At 73.8% G+C, this 20,701-nt stretch carries 22 protein-coding genes; 8 read left to right on the forward strand and 14 right to left on the reverse strand.

The features are described from left to right. Positions 1-36: 36 nt before the first annotated feature. Positions 37-777 carry an IclR family transcriptional regulator gene (locus ACZ38L_RS25370; protein WP_465697412.1) on the forward strand — a complete coding sequence of 247 codons (741 nt, stop codon included), beginning with the start codon at positions 37-39 and terminating at the stop codon, positions 775-777. Between the two features lie 62 nt (positions 778-839). Continuing rightward, positions 840-1,217: a RidA family protein gene (locus ACZ38L_RS25375; RefSeq protein WP_465697414.1), complete on the forward strand. Its 378-nt coding sequence runs from the start codon at positions 840-842 to the stop codon at positions 1,215-1,217. 107 nt (positions 1,218-1,324) lie between these two features. Here the strand turns inward: ACZ38L_RS25375 and ACZ38L_RS25380 are convergent, their stop codons facing one another. The 4 genes from ACZ38L_RS25380 to ACZ38L_RS25395 all read right to left on the reverse strand — a co-directional run bounded on the left by ACZ38L_RS25380 (position 1,325) and on the right by ACZ38L_RS25395 (position 3,515). Next, positions 1,325-1,954 (reverse strand): acyl-CoA thioesterase, encoded by a 630-nt coding sequence (locus ACZ38L_RS25380; protein ID WP_465697416.1) that lies wholly within the window; start codon positions 1,952-1,954, stop codon positions 1,325-1,327. After that, positions 1,951-2,259, reverse strand: a complete 309-nt coding sequence (locus tag ACZ38L_RS25385) for a hypothetical protein (protein WP_465697417.1) — start codon at positions 2,257-2,259, stop codon at positions 1,951-1,953. Before ACZ38L_RS25385 ends, ACZ38L_RS25380 begins: the two co-directional genes overlap by 4 nt. A gap of 270 nt (positions 2,260-2,529) precedes the next feature. Further along, positions 2,530-3,009, reverse strand: a complete 480-nt coding sequence (locus tag ACZ38L_RS25390; RefSeq protein ID WP_465697419.1) for a GNAT family N-acetyltransferase — start codon at positions 3,007-3,009, stop codon at positions 2,530-2,532. Between the two features lie 80 nt (positions 3,010-3,089). Further along, on the reverse strand, positions 3,090-3,515 hold the full coding sequence (locus ACZ38L_RS25395) for an ankyrin repeat domain-containing protein (RefSeq protein WP_396562713.1): 426 nt from the start codon (positions 3,513-3,515) through the stop codon (positions 3,090-3,092). Between the two features lie 433 nt (positions 3,516-3,948). Here ACZ38L_RS25395 and ACZ38L_RS25400 point away from each other — a divergent pair, with 433 nt between their 5' ends. The 3 genes from ACZ38L_RS25400 to ACZ38L_RS25410 all read left to right on the forward strand — a co-directional run bounded on the left by ACZ38L_RS25400 (position 3,949) and on the right by ACZ38L_RS25410 (position 6,565). Next, complete coding sequence (locus tag ACZ38L_RS25400; protein ID WP_465697422.1) at positions 3,949-4,143, forward strand: hypothetical protein; 195 nt, start codon at positions 3,949-3,951, stop codon at positions 4,141-4,143. A gap of 143 nt (positions 4,144-4,286) precedes the next feature. Then, complete coding sequence (locus tag ACZ38L_RS25405) at positions 4,287-5,885, forward strand: nSTAND1 domain-containing NTPase (protein ID WP_465697424.1); 1,599 nt, start codon at positions 4,287-4,289, stop codon at positions 5,883-5,885. A 305-nt stretch (positions 5,886-6,190) separates the two neighbouring features. Further along, on the forward strand, positions 6,191-6,565 hold the full coding sequence (locus ACZ38L_RS25410; protein ID WP_035795456.1) for an RNA polymerase-binding protein RbpA: 375 nt from the start codon (positions 6,191-6,193) through the stop codon (positions 6,563-6,565). Positions 6,566-6,655: 90 nt separating this feature from the next. On the opposite strand, the gene fxsA is transcribed toward ACZ38L_RS25410, so the two are convergent. From fxsA to ACZ38L_RS25430, 4 genes are all read right to left on the reverse strand, one after another. After that, a complete protein-coding gene (fxsA, locus tag ACZ38L_RS25415) occupies positions 6,656-7,255 on the reverse strand; it encodes an FxsA family membrane protein (protein ID WP_465697426.1) in 600 nt (199 codons plus the stop codon). A 54-nt stretch (positions 7,256-7,309) separates the two neighbouring features. Further along, a complete protein-coding gene (lnt, locus tag ACZ38L_RS25420) occupies positions 7,310-9,127 on the reverse strand; it encodes an apolipoprotein N-acyltransferase (RefSeq protein ID WP_465697428.1) in 1,818 nt (605 codons plus the stop codon). 137 nt (positions 9,128-9,264) lie between these two features. Further along, on the reverse strand, positions 9,265-10,872 hold the full coding sequence (locus tag ACZ38L_RS25425) for an amidohydrolase (RefSeq protein ID WP_465697430.1): 1,608 nt from the start codon (positions 10,870-10,872) through the stop codon (positions 9,265-9,267). 45 nt (positions 10,873-10,917) lie between these two features. Beyond that, complete coding sequence (locus ACZ38L_RS25430) at positions 10,918-11,358, reverse strand: Lrp/AsnC family transcriptional regulator (protein WP_396562725.1); 441 nt, start codon at positions 11,356-11,358, stop codon at positions 10,918-10,920. Between the two features lie 218 nt (positions 11,359-11,576). On the opposite strand from ACZ38L_RS25430, the gene ACZ38L_RS25435 reads away from it, so the two are divergent. Next, positions 11,577-12,092, forward strand: a complete 516-nt coding sequence (locus ACZ38L_RS25435; RefSeq protein ID WP_465697433.1) for a hypothetical protein — start codon at positions 11,577-11,579, stop codon at positions 12,090-12,092. Between the two features lie 39 nt (positions 12,093-12,131). Here ACZ38L_RS25435 and ACZ38L_RS25440 read toward each other — a convergent pair whose 3' ends face one another. Continuing rightward, positions 12,132-13,295: an acyl-CoA dehydrogenase family protein gene (locus ACZ38L_RS25440; RefSeq protein ID WP_465697435.1), complete on the reverse strand. Its 1,164-nt coding sequence runs from the start codon at positions 13,293-13,295 to the stop codon at positions 12,132-12,134. A 193-nt stretch (positions 13,296-13,488) separates the two neighbouring features. Between ACZ38L_RS25440 and ACZ38L_RS25445 the strand changes: the two genes are divergently transcribed. Together ACZ38L_RS25445 and ACZ38L_RS25450 are read left to right on the forward strand one after the other, a co-directional pair. Beyond that, positions 13,489-14,094: a uridine kinase family protein gene (locus tag ACZ38L_RS25445; protein ID WP_465697437.1), complete on the forward strand. Its 606-nt coding sequence runs from the start codon at positions 13,489-13,491 to the stop codon at positions 14,092-14,094. Between the two features lie 325 nt (positions 14,095-14,419). Beyond that, a complete protein-coding gene (locus ACZ38L_RS25450; RefSeq protein WP_465697468.1) occupies positions 14,420-16,309 on the forward strand; it encodes an AAA family ATPase in 1,890 nt (629 codons plus the stop codon). Between the two features lie 39 nt (positions 16,310-16,348). Here the strand turns inward: ACZ38L_RS25450 and ACZ38L_RS25455 are convergent, their stop codons facing one another. The 5 genes from ACZ38L_RS25455 to ACZ38L_RS25475 all read right to left on the reverse strand — a co-directional run bounded on the left by ACZ38L_RS25455 (position 16,349) and on the right by ACZ38L_RS25475 (position 20,598). Further along, positions 16,349-17,392 carry a hemolysin family protein gene (locus tag ACZ38L_RS25455; RefSeq protein ID WP_465697439.1) on the reverse strand — a complete coding sequence of 348 codons (1,044 nt, stop codon included), beginning with the start codon at positions 17,390-17,392 and terminating at the stop codon, positions 16,349-16,351. Beyond that, entirely contained in the window at positions 17,389-18,708 is a 1,320-nt protein-coding gene (locus ACZ38L_RS25460; RefSeq protein ID WP_465697441.1) for a hemolysin family protein, read from the reverse strand. Before ACZ38L_RS25460 ends, ACZ38L_RS25455 begins: the two co-directional genes overlap by 4 nt. Positions 18,709-18,888: 180 nt before the next feature. Further along, positions 18,889-19,353 carry a PH domain-containing protein gene (locus ACZ38L_RS25465; protein WP_465697443.1) on the reverse strand — a complete coding sequence of 155 codons (465 nt, stop codon included), beginning with the start codon at positions 19,351-19,353 and terminating at the stop codon, positions 18,889-18,891. Positions 19,354-19,383: 30 nt separating this feature from the next. Continuing rightward, on the reverse strand, positions 19,384-20,229 hold the full coding sequence (gene hisG, locus ACZ38L_RS25470; RefSeq protein ID WP_465697445.1) for an ATP phosphoribosyltransferase: 846 nt from the start codon (positions 20,227-20,229) through the stop codon (positions 19,384-19,386). Between the two features lie 96 nt (positions 20,230-20,325). After that, complete coding sequence (locus ACZ38L_RS25475) at positions 20,326-20,598, reverse strand: phosphoribosyl-ATP diphosphatase (RefSeq protein WP_396562741.1); 273 nt, start codon at positions 20,596-20,598, stop codon at positions 20,326-20,328. Between the last annotated feature and the right edge of the window lie 103 nt (positions 20,599-20,701).

Consider the following 20,701-nt stretch of genomic DNA (forward strand, 5'->3'; position numbering starts at 1 on the left):
GACCAGGAGAGCTGGCCAGGAGAGCTCGGGAGAGCGATGAGTCAGACCGTCAGCCGCGCGCTCACCCTGCTCGGCGAGCTGGCCGAGGGCGAGCGCTCGCTCGACCAGCTCGCGGCGCTGCTCCAGGTGCACAAGACCACCGCGCTGCGCCTGCTGCAGAGCCTGGAGGAGGCCCGGTTGGTCTACCGGGACGCCGACTACCGCTACCACCTGGGCGCCGGGCTCTTCGCGCTGTCCAGCCGCGCCCTGGAGCAGCGCCCGGTCCGCCGGGTCGCCGCCCCGCGGCTGGCCGAACTGAACGCGACCACCGGCCAGACCGTGCACCTGGCCGCCCGCGAGGGCGGCGAGGTGGTGTACATCGACAAGTACGACTCCCGGCAGCCGGTGCGGATGTACTCGCGGATCGGCCTGCCAGTGCCGCTGCACTGTGCGGCGGTCGCCAAGGTCCTCCTGGCCGACCTGCCGCCGGAGGAGCGTCGGCGGATCGTCTCCGCGCTCGACCTCACCCCGTTCACGGCCCGCACGCTGACCACCCCGCAGGCGCTGCTGGCCGAGCTGGACACGGTCGCCGAGCAGGGCTGGGCGCAGGACCACGCCGAGCACGAGTCGTTCATGAACTGCCTGGCCGCGCCGGTCCGGGACGCCACCGGGCGGGTGGTGGCCGCCGTCTCGGTCTCGGTGCCGGACCTGGTGCTGCCCTACGAGCAGGTGCTGGAGCTGCTCCCGCACCTGCGCGCGACCGCCGCCGGGATCTCCACCGACTGCGGTGCCCCCTGACCCGTCCACCCCCACCCGAGAACGGACCCGCATGAGCGACAGGACCGAGATCCGCACCACCGGTGCCCCCCGCCCCGGCCTGGAGCTTCTCCCAGGGCCTCCGGAAGGGCCCGATCCTGCAGGTCTCCGGCCAGGGTCCGCAGGACCCGGCGACCGGCGCGTACCTGCACCCGGGCGATGTCGCGGCGCAGACCCGGCGCACCCTGGAGAACGTCCGGGTGATCGTCGAGGCGGCCGGCGCCGGCATCGAGGACGTGGTGATGTTCCGGGTCTTCCTGACCCGGCGCTCCGACTTCGCGGCGATGAACGAGGCCTACGCCGAGTTCATCGCCACACACGTCGGGCCCGACGGGGTGAAGCCCTGTCGCACCACGGTCTCCGTCGAACTGCCGCACGAGGCGATGCTGGTCGAGATCGACGCGCAGGCCGTGGTCGGCTGAGCGGGCTGGGGCGTGTCCCGTGCTCCACCTCGGATCAGCGCGCGGCGGGAACCACGGGACACGCCCTGCTACCGGGCCCGTGGTAAGCGGGCCCGGCAGCGCGCGGTTCAGGCTCGGCAGAGCACCCGGGCGGGCAGCCGGCTGGGCAGCGGGATCTTGCGCGACGGATGCGGCTGACCCGAGTGGGTCTGACCCGGGTGCGGCTGCCCCGGATGGGTCTGGTCCGGACGCGCCTGCGGCGAGACCAGACGCGGGCGGACCTGCGGCGGAACCGCGCCGTGCGGCACCTGGCCCGACTGCGAACCGACCGTCAGATAGTCGGAGAGAAAACAACGCTCGGACTGGCTCAGTTTCCGCGAGCGCCCCGAGGCCCGATCCCGGGCCACCACCACGGTCCGCGCCCGCATGTAGACGGACGAGCCCCGGCAGACCTCCACTCGAACGTGTGCGGAACTCCGGCCGAGCCGTTCCACCACGAGCCGGATCTGCAGCGGTTCCGGCCGGTGGTGCAACTGTTCCAGATAATCGATCTCGTGCCGGGCGATCAGGAATCCGTCCGGAAAGAGCGAGGCCCGGACCGCCTTCGCGTGATGGTGGAAGAGGTCGTAGATTCCCTCCTGGATGTAGCCGACCAGCCGGGCATTGTTGATGTGCCCGTTCTCGTCCACGTCGCTCCAGCGGGTCGGGCAGCGCAACACGTGCGCGTTCCGCGACGCCAGCACCTGCGCCCCGCTCACCGGGTCGCCCCGACGGCCGGCTGGTCGGCGGTCAGCGCGCGCTGCAGGCGGGCATGGTAGCCGGCGCCTTGGATCCGCTCGGTGCTCCACCCATCCTCGGCCGCGCTGTGGACCACCAGCGCGTCCGGCGCATCGTCCACCGCCCGACAGAAATCGGCCACCGCGGCGAAGCGGTCGGCCATGCCGTGATTCCCGCCGGCGCCCTGGCCGGGGAATTCGGCGAGTACGTTCACCACACGCTGGAGGCCGTCGGCGGCCGGCGCACCCGTGGGCGCACTGCTTTCCGCTTGGCATGTCTCGTGCACGGTGTCTCCCGGGAAATCGCAGAAGGGCATGGTGAGCGGCCCGGACGACTCCGGTGGCCACTCTTTGACGCAGCGGGGATGACGCTAGCCCAATCCGGCGGCCCGGCTCACCGTTTTCCCCACTCTGCGGGTAGCACCCCACGTCCGGAGTAAGCAGAATTCACCGTGCCCAGTCACGTAACCAGCCGATCGGAGGACGTGTCCAAAAAGGTTACGCGAAAATCCGCAGCAATATTGCACCGAATTCCGGCGCGATGGCCGGACGGCCGGTCAGGCAGGGCCCAGCTCCTTGCCCAGGCAGATGCTCTGCGGGGATTCCCGGTAGACGCCGAACTTGGTGATCGGACGGTAACCCTCGGAGGCGTAGAGGGCGACCGCCTCCGGCTGCTCGGTGCCGGTCTCCAGCACCACCCGGCGGCGGCCGACCGCGGCGGCGGAGCTCTCCAGATCGCGCAGGATCGCCCGGGCCAACCCCCGGCCACGGGCCTCGGGCACCACGAACATCCGCTTCAGCTCGGCATCGCCGTCCCGCAGACCGGGACCGTCGCCGTCCTTGGCGCGCCAGCCGCCGCAGGCGACCGGCGCGCCGTCCAGGTAGGCCACCACGAAGAGGCCGTGCGGCGGGACGAAGTGCGAGGGGTGCATCACCGTGGTGTCGATGCCGCCGTAACGCAGCACGTACTCCTGCTGGACCGCGGCGGTCAGCAGCTCGGCGTCGGGGTGGTCGTAGCCAAGGGTGCGCAGCTCCATAAGGGTGAAGCATACGGCCAGGTGTTCGAACCACGGTGAACTACCGGGATTCGAGGGGCCCAGGCTCCGAGGGCCCGGGCTCAGCGCGCGGCGAACCGGGCCAGCAGCTCGTCCTTGCCGAACATCCGGGCGGTGTCCACCGCCGACGGCTGTCCGGCCGCCGGGTCGGCGCCACCCTCCAGCAGCGCGGTGAGCACCTCGTCGGCACCCTTGAAGACCGCGCCCGCCAGCGGGGTCTGACCGCGGTCGTTGGCCCGGTCCGGCTCGGCACCGCGCTCCAGCAGCAGCCGGACGGCCTCGGCATGGCCGTGATAGGCGGCCAGCATCAGCAGGGTGTCACCGCGGTCGTTCGAGAGGTTGACCGGAGCACCGGCGTCCAGGAACGCGGCGAGCGAGGCACGGTCGCCGGCCCGGGCGGCGTCGAAGATCCGGCCCGCCAGCTCGATCAACTCGGCCTCGTCCGGCTCGTCGGCAGCGGTGCTCTGGGCATCGGGGAAGTCGGCCATCACGGCCCTTTCACTGGAGGCGGTCAGGGTCGGCGTGCGCGGACGCCACGGTCGTGCCCCCGCACGCTAACCGCCCGCTGACCACCCGGGCCAGCGATTGTCCGCGATCCGGCCACCGCGAGGCGACACACCGCGCGAGCACTCGCGCCCCCGTTCGAGCGAATTCCCGATGGCATTCGCCGACCACCCCCGCCACACCCGCTCCGGAGGAGAGCCGCGATCGTCGGGGCCGCCGGGGCTTCGAGCACCCAAACCGCCCAGCCGGCCTGAGACTTCCCCGGAGAACCACCCATTTGCCACGTTCCATCATCTATTACTTTTTGTCAGGATTGAGGCACACTCCGTGACACTCTCCAGTGCACGGCCTCGCGGACCGCCCCACCGCCGCCGGCCCACGGCAGCGGCCCTGTCCCCCACCTTGAGGAGCAGACCCGTGATCCTGTCCATCTCCGGCATCGTCCTGTTCGGCACCATCGCATTCCTCTTCTTCCGCCGGGACGGGCTCAAGGTCTCGCACGCGATCACCTGCGCGCTCTTCGGCTTCTACCTGGCGGGCACCGCGATCGCCCCGAGCATCCAGGCCGGCGGCGCCAGCCTGGCCAACCTGGTCGGCGGCATCAAGTTCTGACCCCTGCCGGTCCGCGCCGGTTCCGGGTGGCGACGCGGAACCGCGCGGTGGGTCCCGCGCCGCCCGGCCCTCCGGCCCGGGAGCGGGTCCACCGCCCCGGTCCGACCTGTTTCACCCGCCCACTCGCCCGGGGAGTCAGGACCATGTCCCTCAACCGTCACCTCACCCGCGGCCGCGACCTCGCCCGCACCGCCGGCGACCACGCCGCCGACATGTTCGCCCCGCTCACCCTGATCGCCCGCGGCCTGCGCCGGCACGCCAGCTGGGCCAAGGCCCGCTGGGACGCCACCCCCGAGGACCACCGGGGCCCGGCCGCGCTGCTCACCGCCGCCGTGCTGGTCAGCATCGCGCTCCTGCCGCACGGCCCGCTCTTCACCGTGCTGGCCCTGGTCGCCAGCGCCGCCTGGACCGGACGCGAGCCCAAGCCCGTCCCGGAGCCCGAGCCGGACCTCGCCGACCTCAAACTGACCGCCCTGCACGCCGCGCTCACCCCGTACTTCGCGGCCCCGGACGACCCCGCCCCGCTGTACGGCCCGGGCGGCGGCTACCGCGCCGTCTTCGCCGGCTGGGAGTTCGACGACGACGGCCGGCTGGGTGCGCTGGAGCTGAGCTACCCGGCGCACTTCGCCGACACCGAGCCGACCGCCCGGACCCGGATCGAGCAGGTGATCCAGGGCAAGGCCGGCCGCACCCGCGAGTACCGCTTCGACTGGGACCAGGAGTGCAACAAGCTCCAGGTCACCGCCCTGGCGCCGCTGCCGGTCGACGTCCCCGCGCAGCACTGGGTGACCTCCCCCGGCGAGATCGTGCTCGGCTTCACCGACCAGCTGGCCACTCAACGGATGATCCCGGTCGCCCACGACGGCGGCCCGGGCCACCAGCCGCCGGTGGTCTGGCGCACCGGGGCCCGCTCGGCCGAGCCGCACCTGCTGGCGCTGGGCACGGCCGGCTCCGGCACCTCCACCCTGCTGCGCACCGTCGCCCTCCAGGCGCTGGTCCACGGCGACCTCATGGTGATCGACGGCGCCGGCACCGGCGAGCACGCCTGCCTGGTCAACCGGCCCGGTGTGCACACCGTGGAGACCAGCCTGCACGGCACGCTCGCCGCACTGGAGTGGGCGGCCGAGGAGACCGAGCGCCGCATCTCCGCGCTGAACGCCGCCCGGCACCTGGGCCAGCCGGCCCCGCCCGACGTCACCCGGCCGCTCTGGCTGCTGCTGGACCACCCCACCGAGCTCAGCGAGCTGGCCCAGGCCGAGGGTCGCCCGGACCCGCAGGACCTGCTGGAGGCGCCGCTTCGGCACGGCCGGGCGGCCCGGGTCACCGTGGTGGTGGCCGACGCGGTCGAGGCGGTCGGGCGGATCTCCCCGGCCGTCCGGGCCACCGCCCGGGCCCGGGTGGTGCTCGGCACCACCGACCCGGACGAGCTGCGGGCCGCGCTCGGCGTCCCACTGGACCTGGCACCGGCCGCGCAGACCCCGCCCGGCCGCGGCTACGCCCGGATCGGCAACGCCGCCCCGGTCCGGCTCCAGGTGCCCGCCACCGTCGACCCGCTGGACGAGGAGGCCTCCGGCCGGCTGCGGGAGGCCGTGATCGCGCTGCTGCCGCACCACGACACCCGGACGGAGGCGGCCGCGCCCCCGATGCCGCAGGTCCAGCCCACCGTGGGCGTGGAGGCGGCGCAACCGACCCGGGTGGAGCTCGGCAAGGAGCGCCAGGTGCACCCCGCGCCCCTCTGGTGAGCGGGCGGCGCGGTCATCCCGCGGCCAGCCGTCGCCACCTCGGGACGGAATGGCCAATTCGGCTATGCCCCCAGTACGCTCCGGAAGGAAAACTCAATCGGTCACTGGGCGCGAAATTCGTGACACTCAGGGTGATATCCCGCTCCAGATGTGACAAATCGGACGGAGATGGGTACAAACAGGGGCGGCACGACAGACGACGCATGTCCCGGGACGGGAATCTTCGTCGGCGGCCGAGCGTTGACCGAACGACGAAGACAGCGACCAACTAGTCCTGTGGGCCATAAGCCCTGGAGGCACGATTCATGAGCGAGCGAGCTCTCCGCGGCACGCGACTCGGCGCCACTAGCTACGAGACCGACCGTGGCATCGATCTGGCACCCCGCCAGACCGTCGAGTACGCATGTCAGAACGGACACCGGTTCGAGGTGCCCTTCTCCGTCGAGGCGGAGATCCCCTCGGCGTGGGAGTGCCGCTTCTGCGGCACCGAGGCCGTCCTGCTCGACGGTGACGAGCCGGAGGAGAAGAAGACCAAGCCGACCCGGACCCATTGGGACATGCTGATGGAGCGCCGGACGCGCGAGGAGCTGGAGGAGGTGCTGGCCGAGCGGCTGGCCGTGCTCCGCTCCGGCGGGATGAACCTCGCGGTGCACCCGCGCGACACCCGCAAGAGCGCCTGAGCCCGCCCGCCCCTCGCGGGCGGGCAACGACGAGGGGCCCTGATCCGATCTCGGATCAGGGCCCCTCGTCGTGTCGCCGTGCTGTCGACCTCAGCGGCTGAGCGGCGGACGCTCCGGGTCGGCCGGCGGACGCGGGCCGCGCGGGCCAGCCGGCGGGTCGACCACCTCGCCCTGGACGACCTTGCCGTCCGGGCGATGGATCCGCAGCTGCTCCTGCAACCGCAGCGCGTCGGCGAACGGGTCGCCGGCGGCGGCCGGGGTGCGCAGCGCCTTGTCGGCCACCCGGCGACCGACGATCCGCCAGAGCGCCCGGGTCGGCGGGAAGAGCAGGGTCAGCCCCAGCAGGTCGGACAGGAAGCCGGGCAGGATCAGCAGCAGACCGGCCAGCACGGTCAGGCTGGTGCCGGTCTCGGCGGCACCGGACGCCGGCACCGTTCCCTGCTCGAAGGCCGCCGTGGCGGCGCGGAAGGCCCGCCGGCCGGCCTGCTTGATCAGCCGGCCGCCGAGCGCCGCGCCGACCACCAGCAGCGCCAGCACCAGGAACCAGCCGGTCACCGCGGCGACCTGGACCAGCAGCCAGATCTCCAGCAGCAACCAGCCGGTGACCAGCAGCGGGAGCAACCGGCGCAGTCGGCCCCGGCGCCCCGCGGGACGCCCGGGGGCTTGGGTCTCAAAGGCGTGCTGGGACACGGTACGAATCCACTCCATCGCGGTGCGCACCGCCGGCGGGCGGGTCCCGCCCGGTCAGGGCACCACCGTGGTCAACGGTTCGGCCGGCTGCGGTGTTCCGCCCACCAACGGACGTCGACGGCGGTCGGTCAGGACGGCCGCGCCGCAGGCCAGCAGCCCGAGGATGGCCAGTGTCCACTCCGGTGCGGCGCCCACCCGGTCCGCCAGGGTCCGGCCGTCGCGCAGCGGGACGGTCGCGCTCAGCTCGGCCGCGGTGAGCTCGGTGGTGTGGCTCTCCACCGTGCCGTCCGGTCGGATGATCGCACTGATCCCGCTGGTCGCGGCGATCACCACGGCCCGGCCGTGCTCGACCGCACGCAGCCGGGACATCGCCAGCTGCTGGTCCGGCTGGCCACTGCGGGCGTAGGTGGCGTTGTTGGTCTGCACGACGATCACCCGGCCGCCGGCGTTGACGGTGTCGCGGACGATCTCGTCGTAGGCGACCTCGAAGCAGATCACGTCGCCGATCCGGGCCTTGCCCAGCTGCAGCACGCCGGGCTTCTTGCCCGGGTAGAAGTCCTTCGCGACCCGCTGCAGCCGGGTGATCACCTTCATCAGCACCGAACGGAACGGCACGTACTCGCCGAACGGCACCGGGTGCTGCTTGGTGTAGGAGGCTCCGGGGCCGGTGGTCGGGTCCCAGACGATGCCCTCGTTCTGCACGTGCTGGCTGTCCGGACCGTCCACCAGGGCGCCGACCAGGGTCGGCACTCCGACCGCCTTCACGGCCTGGTCGATCCGCTCGTAGGCGGCCGGGTCGGCGAACGGGTTGAGGTCGGAGGAGTTCTCCGGCCAGATCACCACGTCGGGCTGCGGCACCCGCCCCGCCTTGACCTGGGCAGCCAGCTTCAGGGTTTCGTCGGCGTGGTTGTCGAGCACCTGCATCGGGCGGCCGAGGAAGTCCATCCCGGGGTGCGGGACGTTGCCCTGCACGACCGCGACCTTGACGGTGTCATCGGGGGCGGTCGGGATCGGCACCGCGTAGCCGGCCACCGCGACACCCACCGCGCAGGTGGCGGCCAGCGCGGGCAGCAGTACCCGGCGGGGGCCGGCGGACGGCCGGGGACCGGCCCCGGGACCGGCCCCGGGGGCGGACTCGACCGGCCCGTCCAGCACCGGCTCGGCTGCCACCGGCCCGTCCGCCGGGGCGCGGCGCGGCAGCCGGCCGAGCAGCCGGGGCACCAGCGGGACCGCGAGATAGGCCAGCAGCGTGCCGGTCAGTGCCACCGCGAAGGTGACCAGCGGCGCACCGCCCCAGGCGGCCAGTGGCGTGAACGGGCTGGCGGTGTTGGCGAACGCCAGCCGTCCCCACGGGAACCCGCCGAACGGCAGCCGGTCGCGCGCCCACTCCTGGGTCACCCAGAGGCAGGCGCCCCAGAGCGGCCAGCCCGGCAGCCGCGAGGTGACCGCCAGCCCGGCTCCCATCGCGCAGACGAAGAGCGCCTCCACCGCCGCGAGCCCGACCCAGGCGTCCGGCCCGATCACCTGCATCCAGACCAGCAACCAGAGGAAGAACGCGAACCCGAAGAAGAACCCGGTCCAGGCACCCTGCCGGACGGTCCGGCCCCGGGTCAGCAGCGAGAGCGCGGCGACCGCGACCACCGACAGCGGCCAGAGCCCGTACGGCGGGAAGGCGGCGGCCAGCAGCAGGCCGGCCAGCGCGGCCGGGACCGCCCGCGGCAAGCCGGCGCGCATCCGGCGGCCCAGCCGGACCAGCCGGCCGGCCCGGGCCGGCTCGGCGTCCGGGCCGACGGCCGGGTCGCTCGGGGGCGGCGTGCCCTCGGGGTGATCGGGACCGAGCCGCTCGGAACCCGCGTCGACAGGCACTGCCACCTGCGCACCATCTCTCTGACTGGACGTGGTCGGCGCCGACCGGAAGGCGGGAGAGCGCTCCGGGCGGCGGCGGTCATCCGACGACGGTACCTGCCCGGGCCGTCGACCGGTAGTTGAGGTTTCTGAGAATGCGCAGGTCAGCCCAGGGATCCGGCGTCGTACACGGTGCGTCCGCGGACCACCGTGCGCAGGCAGGTCGGCAGCGGGGCGCCGGGGGTGAGGTCGGGCAGGCCCGGAATGCCCGAGCGCGGGTCGGTGGACCAGCCCGCCACCCGGGAGTCCGGCGCCTGGACCACCAGGTCACCGCTCTGCCAGACGGCGTAGGTCGCCGGGGCACCGGGGATCAGCACGCCCTCCTGGTCCCGGCCGAGCGCCCGCCAGCCGCCCCGGGTGTGCGCGGCGAAGGCGGCCCGGACCGAGATCCGGTGCTCCGGGGTCCGGTGGAAGGCCGCGGCACGCACGGTGCCCCACGGGTCCAGCGCGGTGACCGGGGCGTCCGAGCCGAAGGCCAGCGGCACACCGGCCCGCAGCAGCGCGGCGAACGGGTTGAGCCCGGCCGCCCGCTCGGTGCCCAGCCGCTGCGCGTACATGCCGCCCGGGCCACCCCAGGCGGCGTCGAAGGCGGGCTGCACCGACGCCACCAAACCCAGCTCGGCGAAGGCCGCGACGGCCTTGTCGTCCAGCGCCTCGGCGTGCTCGATCCGGTGCCGCAGCGCCCGGACCGGGGCCTGGCCGAGCCGCTCGGCGGCGGTCCGCACCCCGTCCAGCACGGCGGTCAGCGCCGCGTCGCCGATCGCGTGGAAGCCGGCCTGCAGCCCGGCCTCGGTGCAGGCCGTGACGTGGTCGGCGATCTGCTCGGCGGTCAGGTAGGCGGTGCCGGTGTGCGGGGCGTCCTGGTAGGGAGCGTGCAGGCAGGCGGTGTGCGAGCCGAGCGCGCCGTCCACGAAGAGGTCGCCACCGGCGCCGACCGCGCCGAGCCGGCGGGCGGTCTCGATCCCGCCCAGCTCACCCCAGTAGCCGTAGACCTCGGGTCCGGGGTGCTCGGCGGCCAGCGCCAGCAGCGCGGCCAGGTCCCGCTCGGAGGAGATCTCCGGGCCGGCGCACTCGTGCAGCGCGCCGATGCCGAGCGCGGCAGCCCGGCGCAGGGCGGCCGACTGGGCCTCCCGGCGCTGGGCGTCCGTCAGGTGGGCGAGCGCGGCCTGCCGGACCGCGTGGTGCGCGGCCCGGGTGAGTGGGCCGTCCGGGGTGAAGCCGGGCTGCTCGGCCAGGCCGGGGGTGCTCGCCCGCAGCGCGCTGGAGGCCAGCGCGGAGTGCACGTCGGTGCGGGAGAGGTAGAGCGGCGCGCCCCCCGCGGCCCGGTCCAGCTCCGCCAGGGTCGGCGGGCGGCCCTCGGGCCAGCCGGTCTCGTCCCAGCCGTGGCCGATCAGCACACCGCCGGAGCGGGCGTGGTCGGCGATCCGGCGCAGCGCCTCGGCGAGCGAGGGGCAGCCGGTGAGGTCCAGACCGGTCAGCGCGAGGCCGGTGGAGGTGGCGTGCACATGGGCGTCCACGAACGCCGGGGTGACCAGCGCGCCCGCCAGGTCGACCACCTCGTCGGCCGTCCCCGCGTAGGAGTCGGCAGCGCCCTCGCTGCCGATCCAGGCGACCTGCTCCCCCTCGATCAGCATCGCGGTGGCGAAGGGGTCGGCCGGACTGTAGACGGTGCCACCGCGCAGCAGCACGGTGCGGAAGGCGCGTTCGGTCATGGGGACCAGTCTGCACCCGGTGCGTCCGGTGACCGGACAGCGGGGCTACAGCTTGGGCGGCCGCGCCTCGTAGGGCGTGGAGAGCACCACGGTGGTCCGGGTGGAGACGCCGGCCGCGCTGCGGATCCGGGCCAGCAGGTCCTCCAGGTCACCGGGGGCGCCGACCCGCACCTTGAGGATGTAGCTCTCGTCCCCGGCGACGCTGTGGCAGGCCTCGATCTCGGCCAGCGGGGCGAGCCGGTCGGGGACGTCGTCCGGCGCGCTCGGGTCGAAGGGCTTGACCGAGATGAAGGCGGTCAGCGCGAGGTTGACGGCGTCGGGGTCGATGATCGCCGAGTAGCCGCGGATCACCCCGCGCTGCTCCAGTCGCCGCACCCGCTGGTGGACGGCCGAGGTGGACAGGCCGGTGGCCTTGCCCAGGTCGGTGTAGCTCATCCGCCCGTCCTGGACGAGCAGCTGAACGATGCGCTGGTCGAGATCCTCCACAAGGCGCAAACCTACAGGAGCCGGCCCGGGCCGGGGCACGGACCGGAGCCGCGCCGGGAGCGCCCGGCGCACCCGTGGCACATGCCGACGGAATGTGGCGAAGGCCACACCGCGATGCATCACCCTGCGCCGACCTGCAGGGTTATGACACCCCGTCGGAGGGAATTGCTGCTGGTGGCCCGGGCCGAGTTGGTCCGGCCCGATCCAAGGGGGATCACATGCGTGCAGCTGACCAGCGCGCCCACGGCGCCGACAGCCACCTGACCGCGGTCGACGAGAGGGACGGCGAGCAGCTCGCCCCCCGTCTCGGCAGCGACCCGGGCGAGGCCGAGACCTGGGAGATCTTCCGGGTGAACTGCCCGGAGTGCGACCGACCGATCGCCCTGGTCGGTGACGAGGAGCGGCTGCCGCAGCACGCGGTACTGCGGACCGCCTGGCACCCGTTCTCCCCCGCACTCTGCCCCGGCTCGGGGTTGCCGGCCGACGACCTGGAGGAGTCGGCCGTCGACGAGGTCGTGGGCGAGGGCGGCTCGCTGGCCGCGCTGCTCGCGCTGCCGGCCGAACTCGACTGGCGCACCCAGCCGTTCTCGCACGCGCTGCCGCGGCCGCGGGCCACCGAGCCGCAGCCGGCCGGCCAGCTGCCGGGCGCGCAGCCGCACGTCCGGACCAGCGCGTCCGGTCACCGGGTGCCGGCGATGCGCAAGGCCCCGGCCGGCCGGCTGGTCCGACGCTGATCCGAACGGCCGGCGCCGCACCGGGCGCCGGCCGACCCGTCAGCTCCGGGTGAGGTGGCGGCCGATCACCAGGCGCTGGATCTGGTTGGTGCCCTCGACGATCTGCAGCATCTTGGCCTCGCGCATGTAGCGCTCGGCCGGGAAGTCCTGGGTGTAGCCGTAGCCGCCGAGCACCTGCACGGCGTCGGTGGTCACCCGCATCACGGTGTCGGTGCAGAAGAGCTTCGCCATCGCGGCCTCCTTGGAGAACGCGAGGCCGTGGTCCCGGCGGCGCGCGGCGGCCAGGTAGAGCGAGCGGCCGGCTTCGATCTGGGTGGCCATGTCGGCGAGCATGAAGGACAGGCCCTGGAAGTCGGCGATCGGCCGGCCGAACTGCTGCCGGGTCTGCGCGTACTCGACGGCGAGGTCCAGCGCGGCCTGGGCCAGCCCGATCGCGCAGGCGGCGATGCCGAGCCGGCCGGAGTCCAGCGCGGAGAGCGCGATCTGGAAACCCTGGCCCTCCTCGCCGATCAGCCGGTCGGCGTCGACCCGGACGCCGTCGAAGTGCAGCTGGGCGGTGGGCGAGCTGTTCATGCCCATCTTGTGCTCGGGCGTGGCGGCCGTCAGGTTGGCGGCGTCCCCCGGGATGAGCAGGCAGCTTATCCCGCGCGGGCCGTCCTCGCCGGTGCGGACCATCGCGCTGTAGAAGTCGGCCCGGCCGCCGTGGGTGATCCACGCCTTGGTGCCGTTGACCAGGTAGCCGTCGCCGTCCCGGTCCGCCCGGGTGCGCAGCGCGGCGGCGTCCGAGCCGGACTGCGGCTCGGAGAGGCAGTACGCGCCGAGCTGCGCGCCACCGAGCATCCCCGGCAGCCAGCGGGAGCGCTGCTCGTCACTGCCGAAGGTGGCCAGCGCGTGGCAGGACAGGGTGTGCACGCTGACTCCGAGGCCGACCGCGAGCCAGCCGGCCGCCAGCTCCTCCAGCACCTGCAGGTAGACCTCGTAGGGCTGGTCGCCGCCGCCGTGGGCCTCGGGGTAGGGCAGCGACAGCAGGCCGGCCTCGCCGAGGGTGCGGAAGACGTCGCGCGGGAAGCGACCGGCCGCCTCGTCCGCCGCGGCCCGCGGCGCCAGCTCGCGCTGGACCAGATCACGGGTGAGGACGAGCAGCTCGCGCGCTTCGTCGCTGGGCAGCTGGCGGTCCACGGGCTTGGGGGGTGCAGCGTTCATGAGGGTGGGTCGCCTCCTCGTCAGGGCCCCGGGGGTGTCCGGTGCAGTGGGGAGCTCGCTGGACGTCCGCGACCGGGTCACGGTGAACGGGCGTTCACAGGCTTGGCGATGCGAGTATGCCCGATCAACGGCCGCCCGTCACGACCTGCCTGACCTGGGAATCCCCGCCGCCGGGCCAGGTAGGCTGACCGGCATGGACCACCCGGACGAGCTGGCGGACCTGGCCGATCGGCTGCGGGCGCTGCCGCCGTCCGTGGGGCCGGTGCGGCTGATCGCGGTGGACGGGCACGCCGGCTCGGGTAAGACCACTTTCGCCGGCCGGCTGGCCGCGGCGCTCGGCGGCGCCCCGGTGGTACACCTGGACGACCTGGCGACCCACGATGAGCTGTTCGAGTGGACCGGCCGGCTGCGCGAGCAGGTGCTGGCACCGCTGGCTCGCGGCGAGACCGCACGGCACCGGGTGTACGACTGGGTACAGGGGCGCTTCGACGGGGCGCGCGATGTGCCGCCCGCGCCCGTGGTCCTGGTGGAGGGGGTCGGCGCCGGGCGGCGGGCCGTCCGGCCGCTGCTGGCCGCGCTGATCTGGATGGAGCTGCCCGCCGCCACGGCCCGGGCCCGCGGCGAGCAGCGGGACGGTCCGGCACTGGCGGCGTTCTGGCGGCGCTGGGCCGCGGCCGAGGAGGCGCACTTCGCGGCCGACCCCAGCCGGGCATCTGCGCAGGTCCTGGTGGACGGGCGGACCGGTGGCCTGCTCCGGGTCGAGCTGGACCGGCCGGCCGGCGTCGCGCGCGAGGCCTGAGCGGGGCCGTCCGGCGAGGGGCGGCTCCGGCTCACTTCGTCACCCCGCGCAACCACCGCCGCGCGCCCTCAAGCCGGCCGGATCAGCCGTCGGAACACGAACGGTCAACGTACACGGCCGATTTGGACTGCTGCGAGACCCTTCCGGATCAGCCCCGCGCCGGTACGATTCTGTGCAGGCGCAGCTGCGCCCCGGGGGGTGCGGTGGTGAGACGCCAGCGGACGACCGAGCCTCGGTGCACACACGGGGGGCGTGAGTGACCACTGTCGACGACACCGGCCGGACCGGACCGCACGGTCCCGCCGACCGCGCCTGGCTGCGCGCCATGGACGCCTACACGGCCGGTGCCTACGCCCGCGCCGAGGAGGAGTTCCGCACCGCCGTCCGGCTCGACCCGGGCATGGCCGATGCCTGGCTGGGCCTGCACGCGCTGCGCTGCGACACCTCCGGCGCGCTGCTGGCGATGTACCGGCACAAGAAACGTTTCGGCGAACAGCGCCGACGGCACCAGCGTCCGCTGAGTTCCTGGTACTGGCTGGGTTGGTGGGTGCAGCCGGTCCTGGAGGACGAGCGGGACCTCACCCTGGCGCACGCCTCGCACTGGCTGGACGGCCGGCACCTGGGCGAGCTGGACCGCGCGCTGGCCCAGTGCCCGTCCGCCGACCAGGACCCGTCGGTGCGCTTCCTCGCCGCCTGCCGCTCCTACCTGCTGAAGGACTGGGAACAGCTGATCCGGGACACCGACCAGCTGCTGGACGACGCGCTGCTCGGCATCGAGGCCGGCCTCTTCGGCGGGATGGCCCGGGTCCGGCTGGACATGTGCGCCCAGGCACAGGCCCCGCTGGCCGCCTCGCTGGCCCGCTGCCGCTCCGAGCAGCCACAGCGCAAGGAGCTGCGCTACTGGCTGGCCCGGGCGTACGAGGGCGCCGGGCGTAGCGCCGCCGCGCTGCCGCTGTACCGCGCGGTGCACCGGGCCGACCCGGCCTTCATGGACACCGCCGCCCGGCTGGCCGCGATCGCCGCCGAGGACGGGCTCGGACTGCTGGAGGAGCTGCCCGCGCTCGGCCCGGCGGAGGAGCTGGAGGACGCCGCCGGCGCCGGCCTCGACCTGCTCGGCGAACCGTCGGACGCCGAGTTCGCGCCGGACGCCGGGTTCGCGCCCTACTCCGACGAGGGGCAGTACCCGGACGAGCCGGGCTACACCGACGAGCCGGACGCCGGGCCGCTCCAGGTGACCGGCAGGCCCCCGGTCGCCGAGCGCTCCGGCGACGGCGAGACCACCGCGCCGACCGCCGCCGTCCGGGACATCCCGCCCAGCGCGCCCGCCGCCGGTCCGGTCCGGGCGGCCACCGCGGCCGACCGTGAGCAACTGGACGCCGCGCTCGCGGCGTTGGAACGGATGGTCGGCCTGGACCCGGTCAAGCGGCAGGTCCGGGCGCTCTCCGCGCAGCTGCGGATGGCCGGGCTGCGCGCCGAGCAGGGTCTGCCGGTCCAGCCGCCGAAGCGGCACTTCGTCTTCTCCGGCCCGTCCGGCACCGGCAAGACCACGGTGGCCCGGATCCTCGGCCGGGTCTTCCACTCCCTCGGCCTGCTCTCCGGCGAGCACCTGGTGGAGGCCCAACGGGCCGACCTGGTCGGCGAGTTCCTCGGGCAGACCGCGGTCAAGGCGAACGAGCTGATCGACTCCGCGCTGGACGGCGTGCTCTTCATCGACGAGGCCTACAGCCTGGCCAACTCCGGCTACAGCAAGGGCGACGCGTACGGCGACGAGGCGCTGCAGGTCCTGTTGAAGCGGGCCGAGGACAACCGGGACCGGCTGGTGGTGATCCTGGCCGGCTACCCGGAGGGCATGAACCGGCTGCTGGCCGCCAACCCCGGGCTCAACTCCCGTTTCACCACCTGGGTCGACTTCCCCAGCTACCGACCGGCCGAACTGACCGCGATCGGCAGCGCGTTGGCCGCCCGGGACGGCGACGGCTGGGACGAGGACGCCGCCGAGGAGCTGGCCAGCATCTGCGCCCACGTGGTCGGCGAGGGCTGGATCGACGAGCTGGGCAACGGGCGGTTCATCCGAACCCTGTACGAGAAGTCCTGCGCCTACCGCGACCTGCGGCTCTCACTGGCCCGGGAAGTGCCGGGCCGGGAGGACCTGGCGACCCTGCGGCTGCCCGACCTGATGCAGGCCTACGGCGAGCTGATCGACGGCCGGGGCTGAGCCCGGCCGCCGATCGGAGCCCGTACTCAGGGCCGGGGCTCAGGCGTGCGCGGCCGGCCGGTGGTCCGGGTCGTGCATCTCGCCGACCAGCTCCTCCAGCACGTCCTCCAGGGTGACCAGGCCGAGGGTGTGCCCGTCCGGTCCGATCACCGCCGCCAGGTGCGCGGCGGCCCGCCGCATCGCGGTGAGCGCGTCGTCCAGCGGCAGCCGTTCGGCGATCGCGGTCACCGGCCGCCACAGCCGCACCGGCACCGGGGCGTCCGGGTCCTCGGCCTCCAGCACGTCCTTGACGTGCAGGTAGCCCAGCATCGCGCCGGAGCGGTCGGTCACCGGGAAGCGGGAGAAGCCGGTGGCCACCGCGAGCTCCTCGACCTGCCGGGCGGTCGCCTCGGGGGCGACCGTGACCAGCCGCTCCACCGGCAGCAGCACGTCCGTCACCGGGCGCCGGCCCAGCTCCAGCGCGTCCTCCAGGCGCTCCTGCTCGCCGGCCTCCAGCAGGCCGGCGGCCCGCGACTCGGCGAGCATCCAGAGCAGCTGCTCGGCCGTGTAGACCGACTCCACCTCGTCCTTGGGCTCGACCCGGAAGAGCCGCAGCACCAGGTTGGCGAAGGCGTTGAGGAACCCGATCACCGGGCGGAGCAGCCGGGCCAGTCGGGCCAGCGGTGGGCCGAGCCAGAGCGCGGCCCTCTCCGGAGTGGCCAGCGCGACGTTCTTGGGCACCATCTCGCCGATCACCATGTGCAGGAAGACCACCAGGCCCAGCGCCAGCGCGTAGCCGATCGGCTGCACCAGCACGCCGGGCACGCCGACCGCGTGGAAGACGGGCTCCAGCAGGTGGGCGATGGTCGGTTCGGCCAGCGCGCCGAGCAGCAGCGAGCAGACCGTGATGCCCAGCTGGGACGCGGCCAGCAGGGCCGAGACGTCGCCGATCGCGTGCAGCACGGTCCGGGCGCGGCGGTCGCCGGCCTCGGCGAGTTGCTCGAGCTGGCTGCGGCGCACCGAGATCACGGCGAACTCGGCGCCGACGAAGTAGGCGTTGCCGAGCAGCAGCGCCAGCGAGGCGAGGAGTTGCAGGAAGGTCATCGCTCCTCCCCCTCGGGCAGCCGGACCAGCCGGACCCGCGCGGTCCGGTGCCGCTCCACGGCCTGCACGGTCAGCTCCCAGCCGGCCAGCCGGACCCGTTCACCGCGTTCGGGGAGCTTGCCGAGCAGGTCGGCCAGCAGGCCGGCCACCGTCTCGTAGGGCCCCTGCGGCGCGCTCAGGCCGATCGACTCCAGCTGGTCGAGTCGGGCCCGGCCGTCCGCCAGCCAGGCCGGCCGGCCGTCGACCGGCGGGGCGGCGAGCAGCTCGGGGGTGTCCCCCGGGTCGTGCTCGTCCTGCACCTCACCGACGATCTCCTCGACGATGTCCTCCAGGGTGACCACCCCGGCGGTACCGCCGTACTCGTCGATCACGATCGCCATCGGCTGGCGGCGGCGCAGCTGGTCGAGCAGCCGCTCGGCCGGCAGCGTCTCGGGGACCAGCAGCGGGGCGCCGGCCAGCGCGGCCACCCGGACGTGGGCGCGCCGCTCCGGGCGTACGGCGAGCGCGTCCTTGAGGGTGATGGTGCCGGTGATCTCGTCCAGGCTGCCCTGGTGGACCGGGAAGCGGGAGAAACCGGTGGCGCGGGTCAGGTTGACCACGTCTGCGGCGGTGGCGTCCTGGTGCAGCGCGGCCACCTCGACCCGGGGCGTCATCACGCTCTGCGCGGTCAGCTCGGACAGCCCCAGGGTGCGCACGAAGAGCAGCGCGGCGTCCTCCTCTATCGCCCCGGCCCGGGCCGAGTGCTGGGCGAGGAAGACCAGCTCACCGGGGGTGCGGGCGTGTGCCAGCTCCTCGGTGGGCTCCAGTCCGAGGGCCCGCACCAGCCGGTCGGCAGCGCCGTTCAGCGCCGCGATCAGCGGGCGGCAGACGGTCGAGAAGAGCCGCTGCGGGGCGGCGACCGCGCGGGCCACCTGGAGCGGGCGGGAGATCGCCCAGTTCTTCGGGACCAGCTCGCCGATCACCATCTGCAGGACGGTGGCGAGCAGCATGCCCAGCGCCACGGCGAGCCCGGTGGCGGCGGAGGACGGGACGCCGAGCCCGGCGACGACCGGGCCGAGCAGCCGGGAGAGGGCCGGCTCGGCCAGCATGCCGACCACCAGCGAGGTGACGGTGATGCCGAGCTGGGCGCCGGAGAGTTCGAACGAGAGCCTGCGCAGCGCCCCGCGCACGCGGATCGCGCGGCGGTCGCCGGCCTCGGCGGCCCGTTCGACCGCGCCGCGGTCCACCGTGATGAGGGAGAACTCGGCAGCCACGAAGAGCCCGTTGGCCAGGATGAGCAGGAACGCCGCTGCGAGCAGCAGCGAGGCGGTGATCACAGCGCCGCCTGCTCTCCGGAGCCAGGGAGACGGGCGGCGTGGGGACTACCGGACGGATCGTCCATCGAGGGGAGGTGTCACTCCTCAGGTCGCGGGTCGGACCGGGGCGTGCTTTGCCCCGCCTTTACCAGCGTAGACGATACCCGTGCGAGTTTTTGGTGGGTGTTCGAGGGTCCCCGGTCAGGCCTTGGCGGGCTCGCGGGTGGCGCCGCGCTCCTCGGTGAGGTCGCGCAGCGCTCGGGCGGCCTGGACCGCCTGCTCACGGCCACCGCCCGGCTGGATGCCGACTGCGGCCAGCGAGGTGCCGTCGGCCAGGTCGAGGGTCACCCACGGGTCGCCCTGGCGCAGGTTCACCCGGACGATCTCCGCCCAGGCCAGCCGCCGGCTGCGGACGAAGTTGACCACGGTGACCCCGTCGGCGTCGGCCACCACCTTGGGACGGGCCAGCATCAGGCCGACCCCGGCGAAGAGCAGACCCAGCGTGATCATCGCGGCCCGGTCGTTCAGCTGCCAGCTGGCCGGGAGCGCCACCGCGACGACGACGAAGACCACCAGGAGCAGCGCGCTGACCGGCAGCAGCAGCGCGCGGTTGCGGCGCGGCGCCCAGGTCACCGGCAGGGCGGGCAGGTCGATGGGGTCGGACATGGCGGTGGCGCTCCCGGGAGGTGGTACTGGTCAGAGACGGCAGGCGTGGATGTTGGTCACCAGGATCGCCCGGGCGCCGATGCCCCACAGGTCATCCATGATCCGCTGGGCCTCCTTGCGGAGCACCATCGAGCGGACCGCGACCCAGCCCTCGGTGTGCAGCGGGGAGACGGTCGGCGACTCCAGACCGGGGGTCAGCGCGACCGCCTCACCGACCTTCTCGGCGCGGATGTCGTAGTCCATCAGCACGTAGCGACGGGCCACCAGGACACCCTGCAGGCGGCGCAGGAACTGCTCGACGGCCTGGTCGTCGACCGCGCCCTTGGGCCGGATCACCACGGCGTCGGAGACCAGGATCGGCTCGCCGAAGATCTCCAGGCCGGCGTTGCGCAGGCTGGTGCCGGTCTCCACCACGTCGGCGATCACGTCGGCGACGCCGAGCTGGACCGCGGTCTCCACCGCGCCGTCCAGCTTGGTGACGGTGGCGCTCACGCCGTGCTCGGCGAGGTGCTGCTCGACCAGGCCGGTGTAGGAGGTGGCGATCCGCAGACCCTGCAGCCCCTGGACGTCCTTGGGCGAGCCGGCCGGGCCGGCGAAGCGGAAGGTCGAACCGCCGAAGCCGAGCGCGAGCACCTCCTCCGCGTTGGACGCCGAGTCGAGCAGCAGGTCACGGCCGGTGATGCCGATGTCCAGCCGGCCGGAGCCGACGTACACCGCGATGTCGCGCGGGCGCAGGAAGAAGAACTCGACCTGGTTCTCCGGGTCGACCAGGACCAGTTCCTTGGGGTCCTTGCGCTGGCGGTAGCCGGCCTCATGGAGCATCTCCGCCGCGGGACCCGAGAGCGAACCCTTGTTGGGGAGGGCGATGCGCAGCATGAGAGGACGTTCCTTCGCTGTGGTAGCGGCTGGTTCGGGGTGGTGCGGGGGAAGACGCGGCTGGGTTTCGGGGGGCCGGGTTTCGCCGGGCGGGGGTCAGAGGTGGGCGTAGACGTCGTCCAGCGTCAACCCGCGGGCCACCATCATCACCTGAAGGTGGTAGAGGAGCTGGGAGATCTCCTCGGCGGTGCGCTCGTCGGACTCGTGCTCGGCGGCCATCCAGACCTCGGCGGCCTCCTCGACCACCTTCTTGCCGATGGCGTGGACGCCCTGCTGGACGAGCTGCGCGGTACGGGAGGACCCGGGGTCGCCTGCGGCGGCCTTCTGCTGGAGCTCGGTGAAGAGCTCCTCGAATGTCTTCGAAGCCATGATGGACTCACCTTACGGCCTGCGGCCGGACAGACGGTAAACGGTCCCGGACCTTGGACAGTCGCGTCGGCCGTCCGAGATCCGGGGCCCACCGAGCGCCGCC

The organism is Kitasatospora sp. NPDC024654 (genome assembly GCF_055559155.1).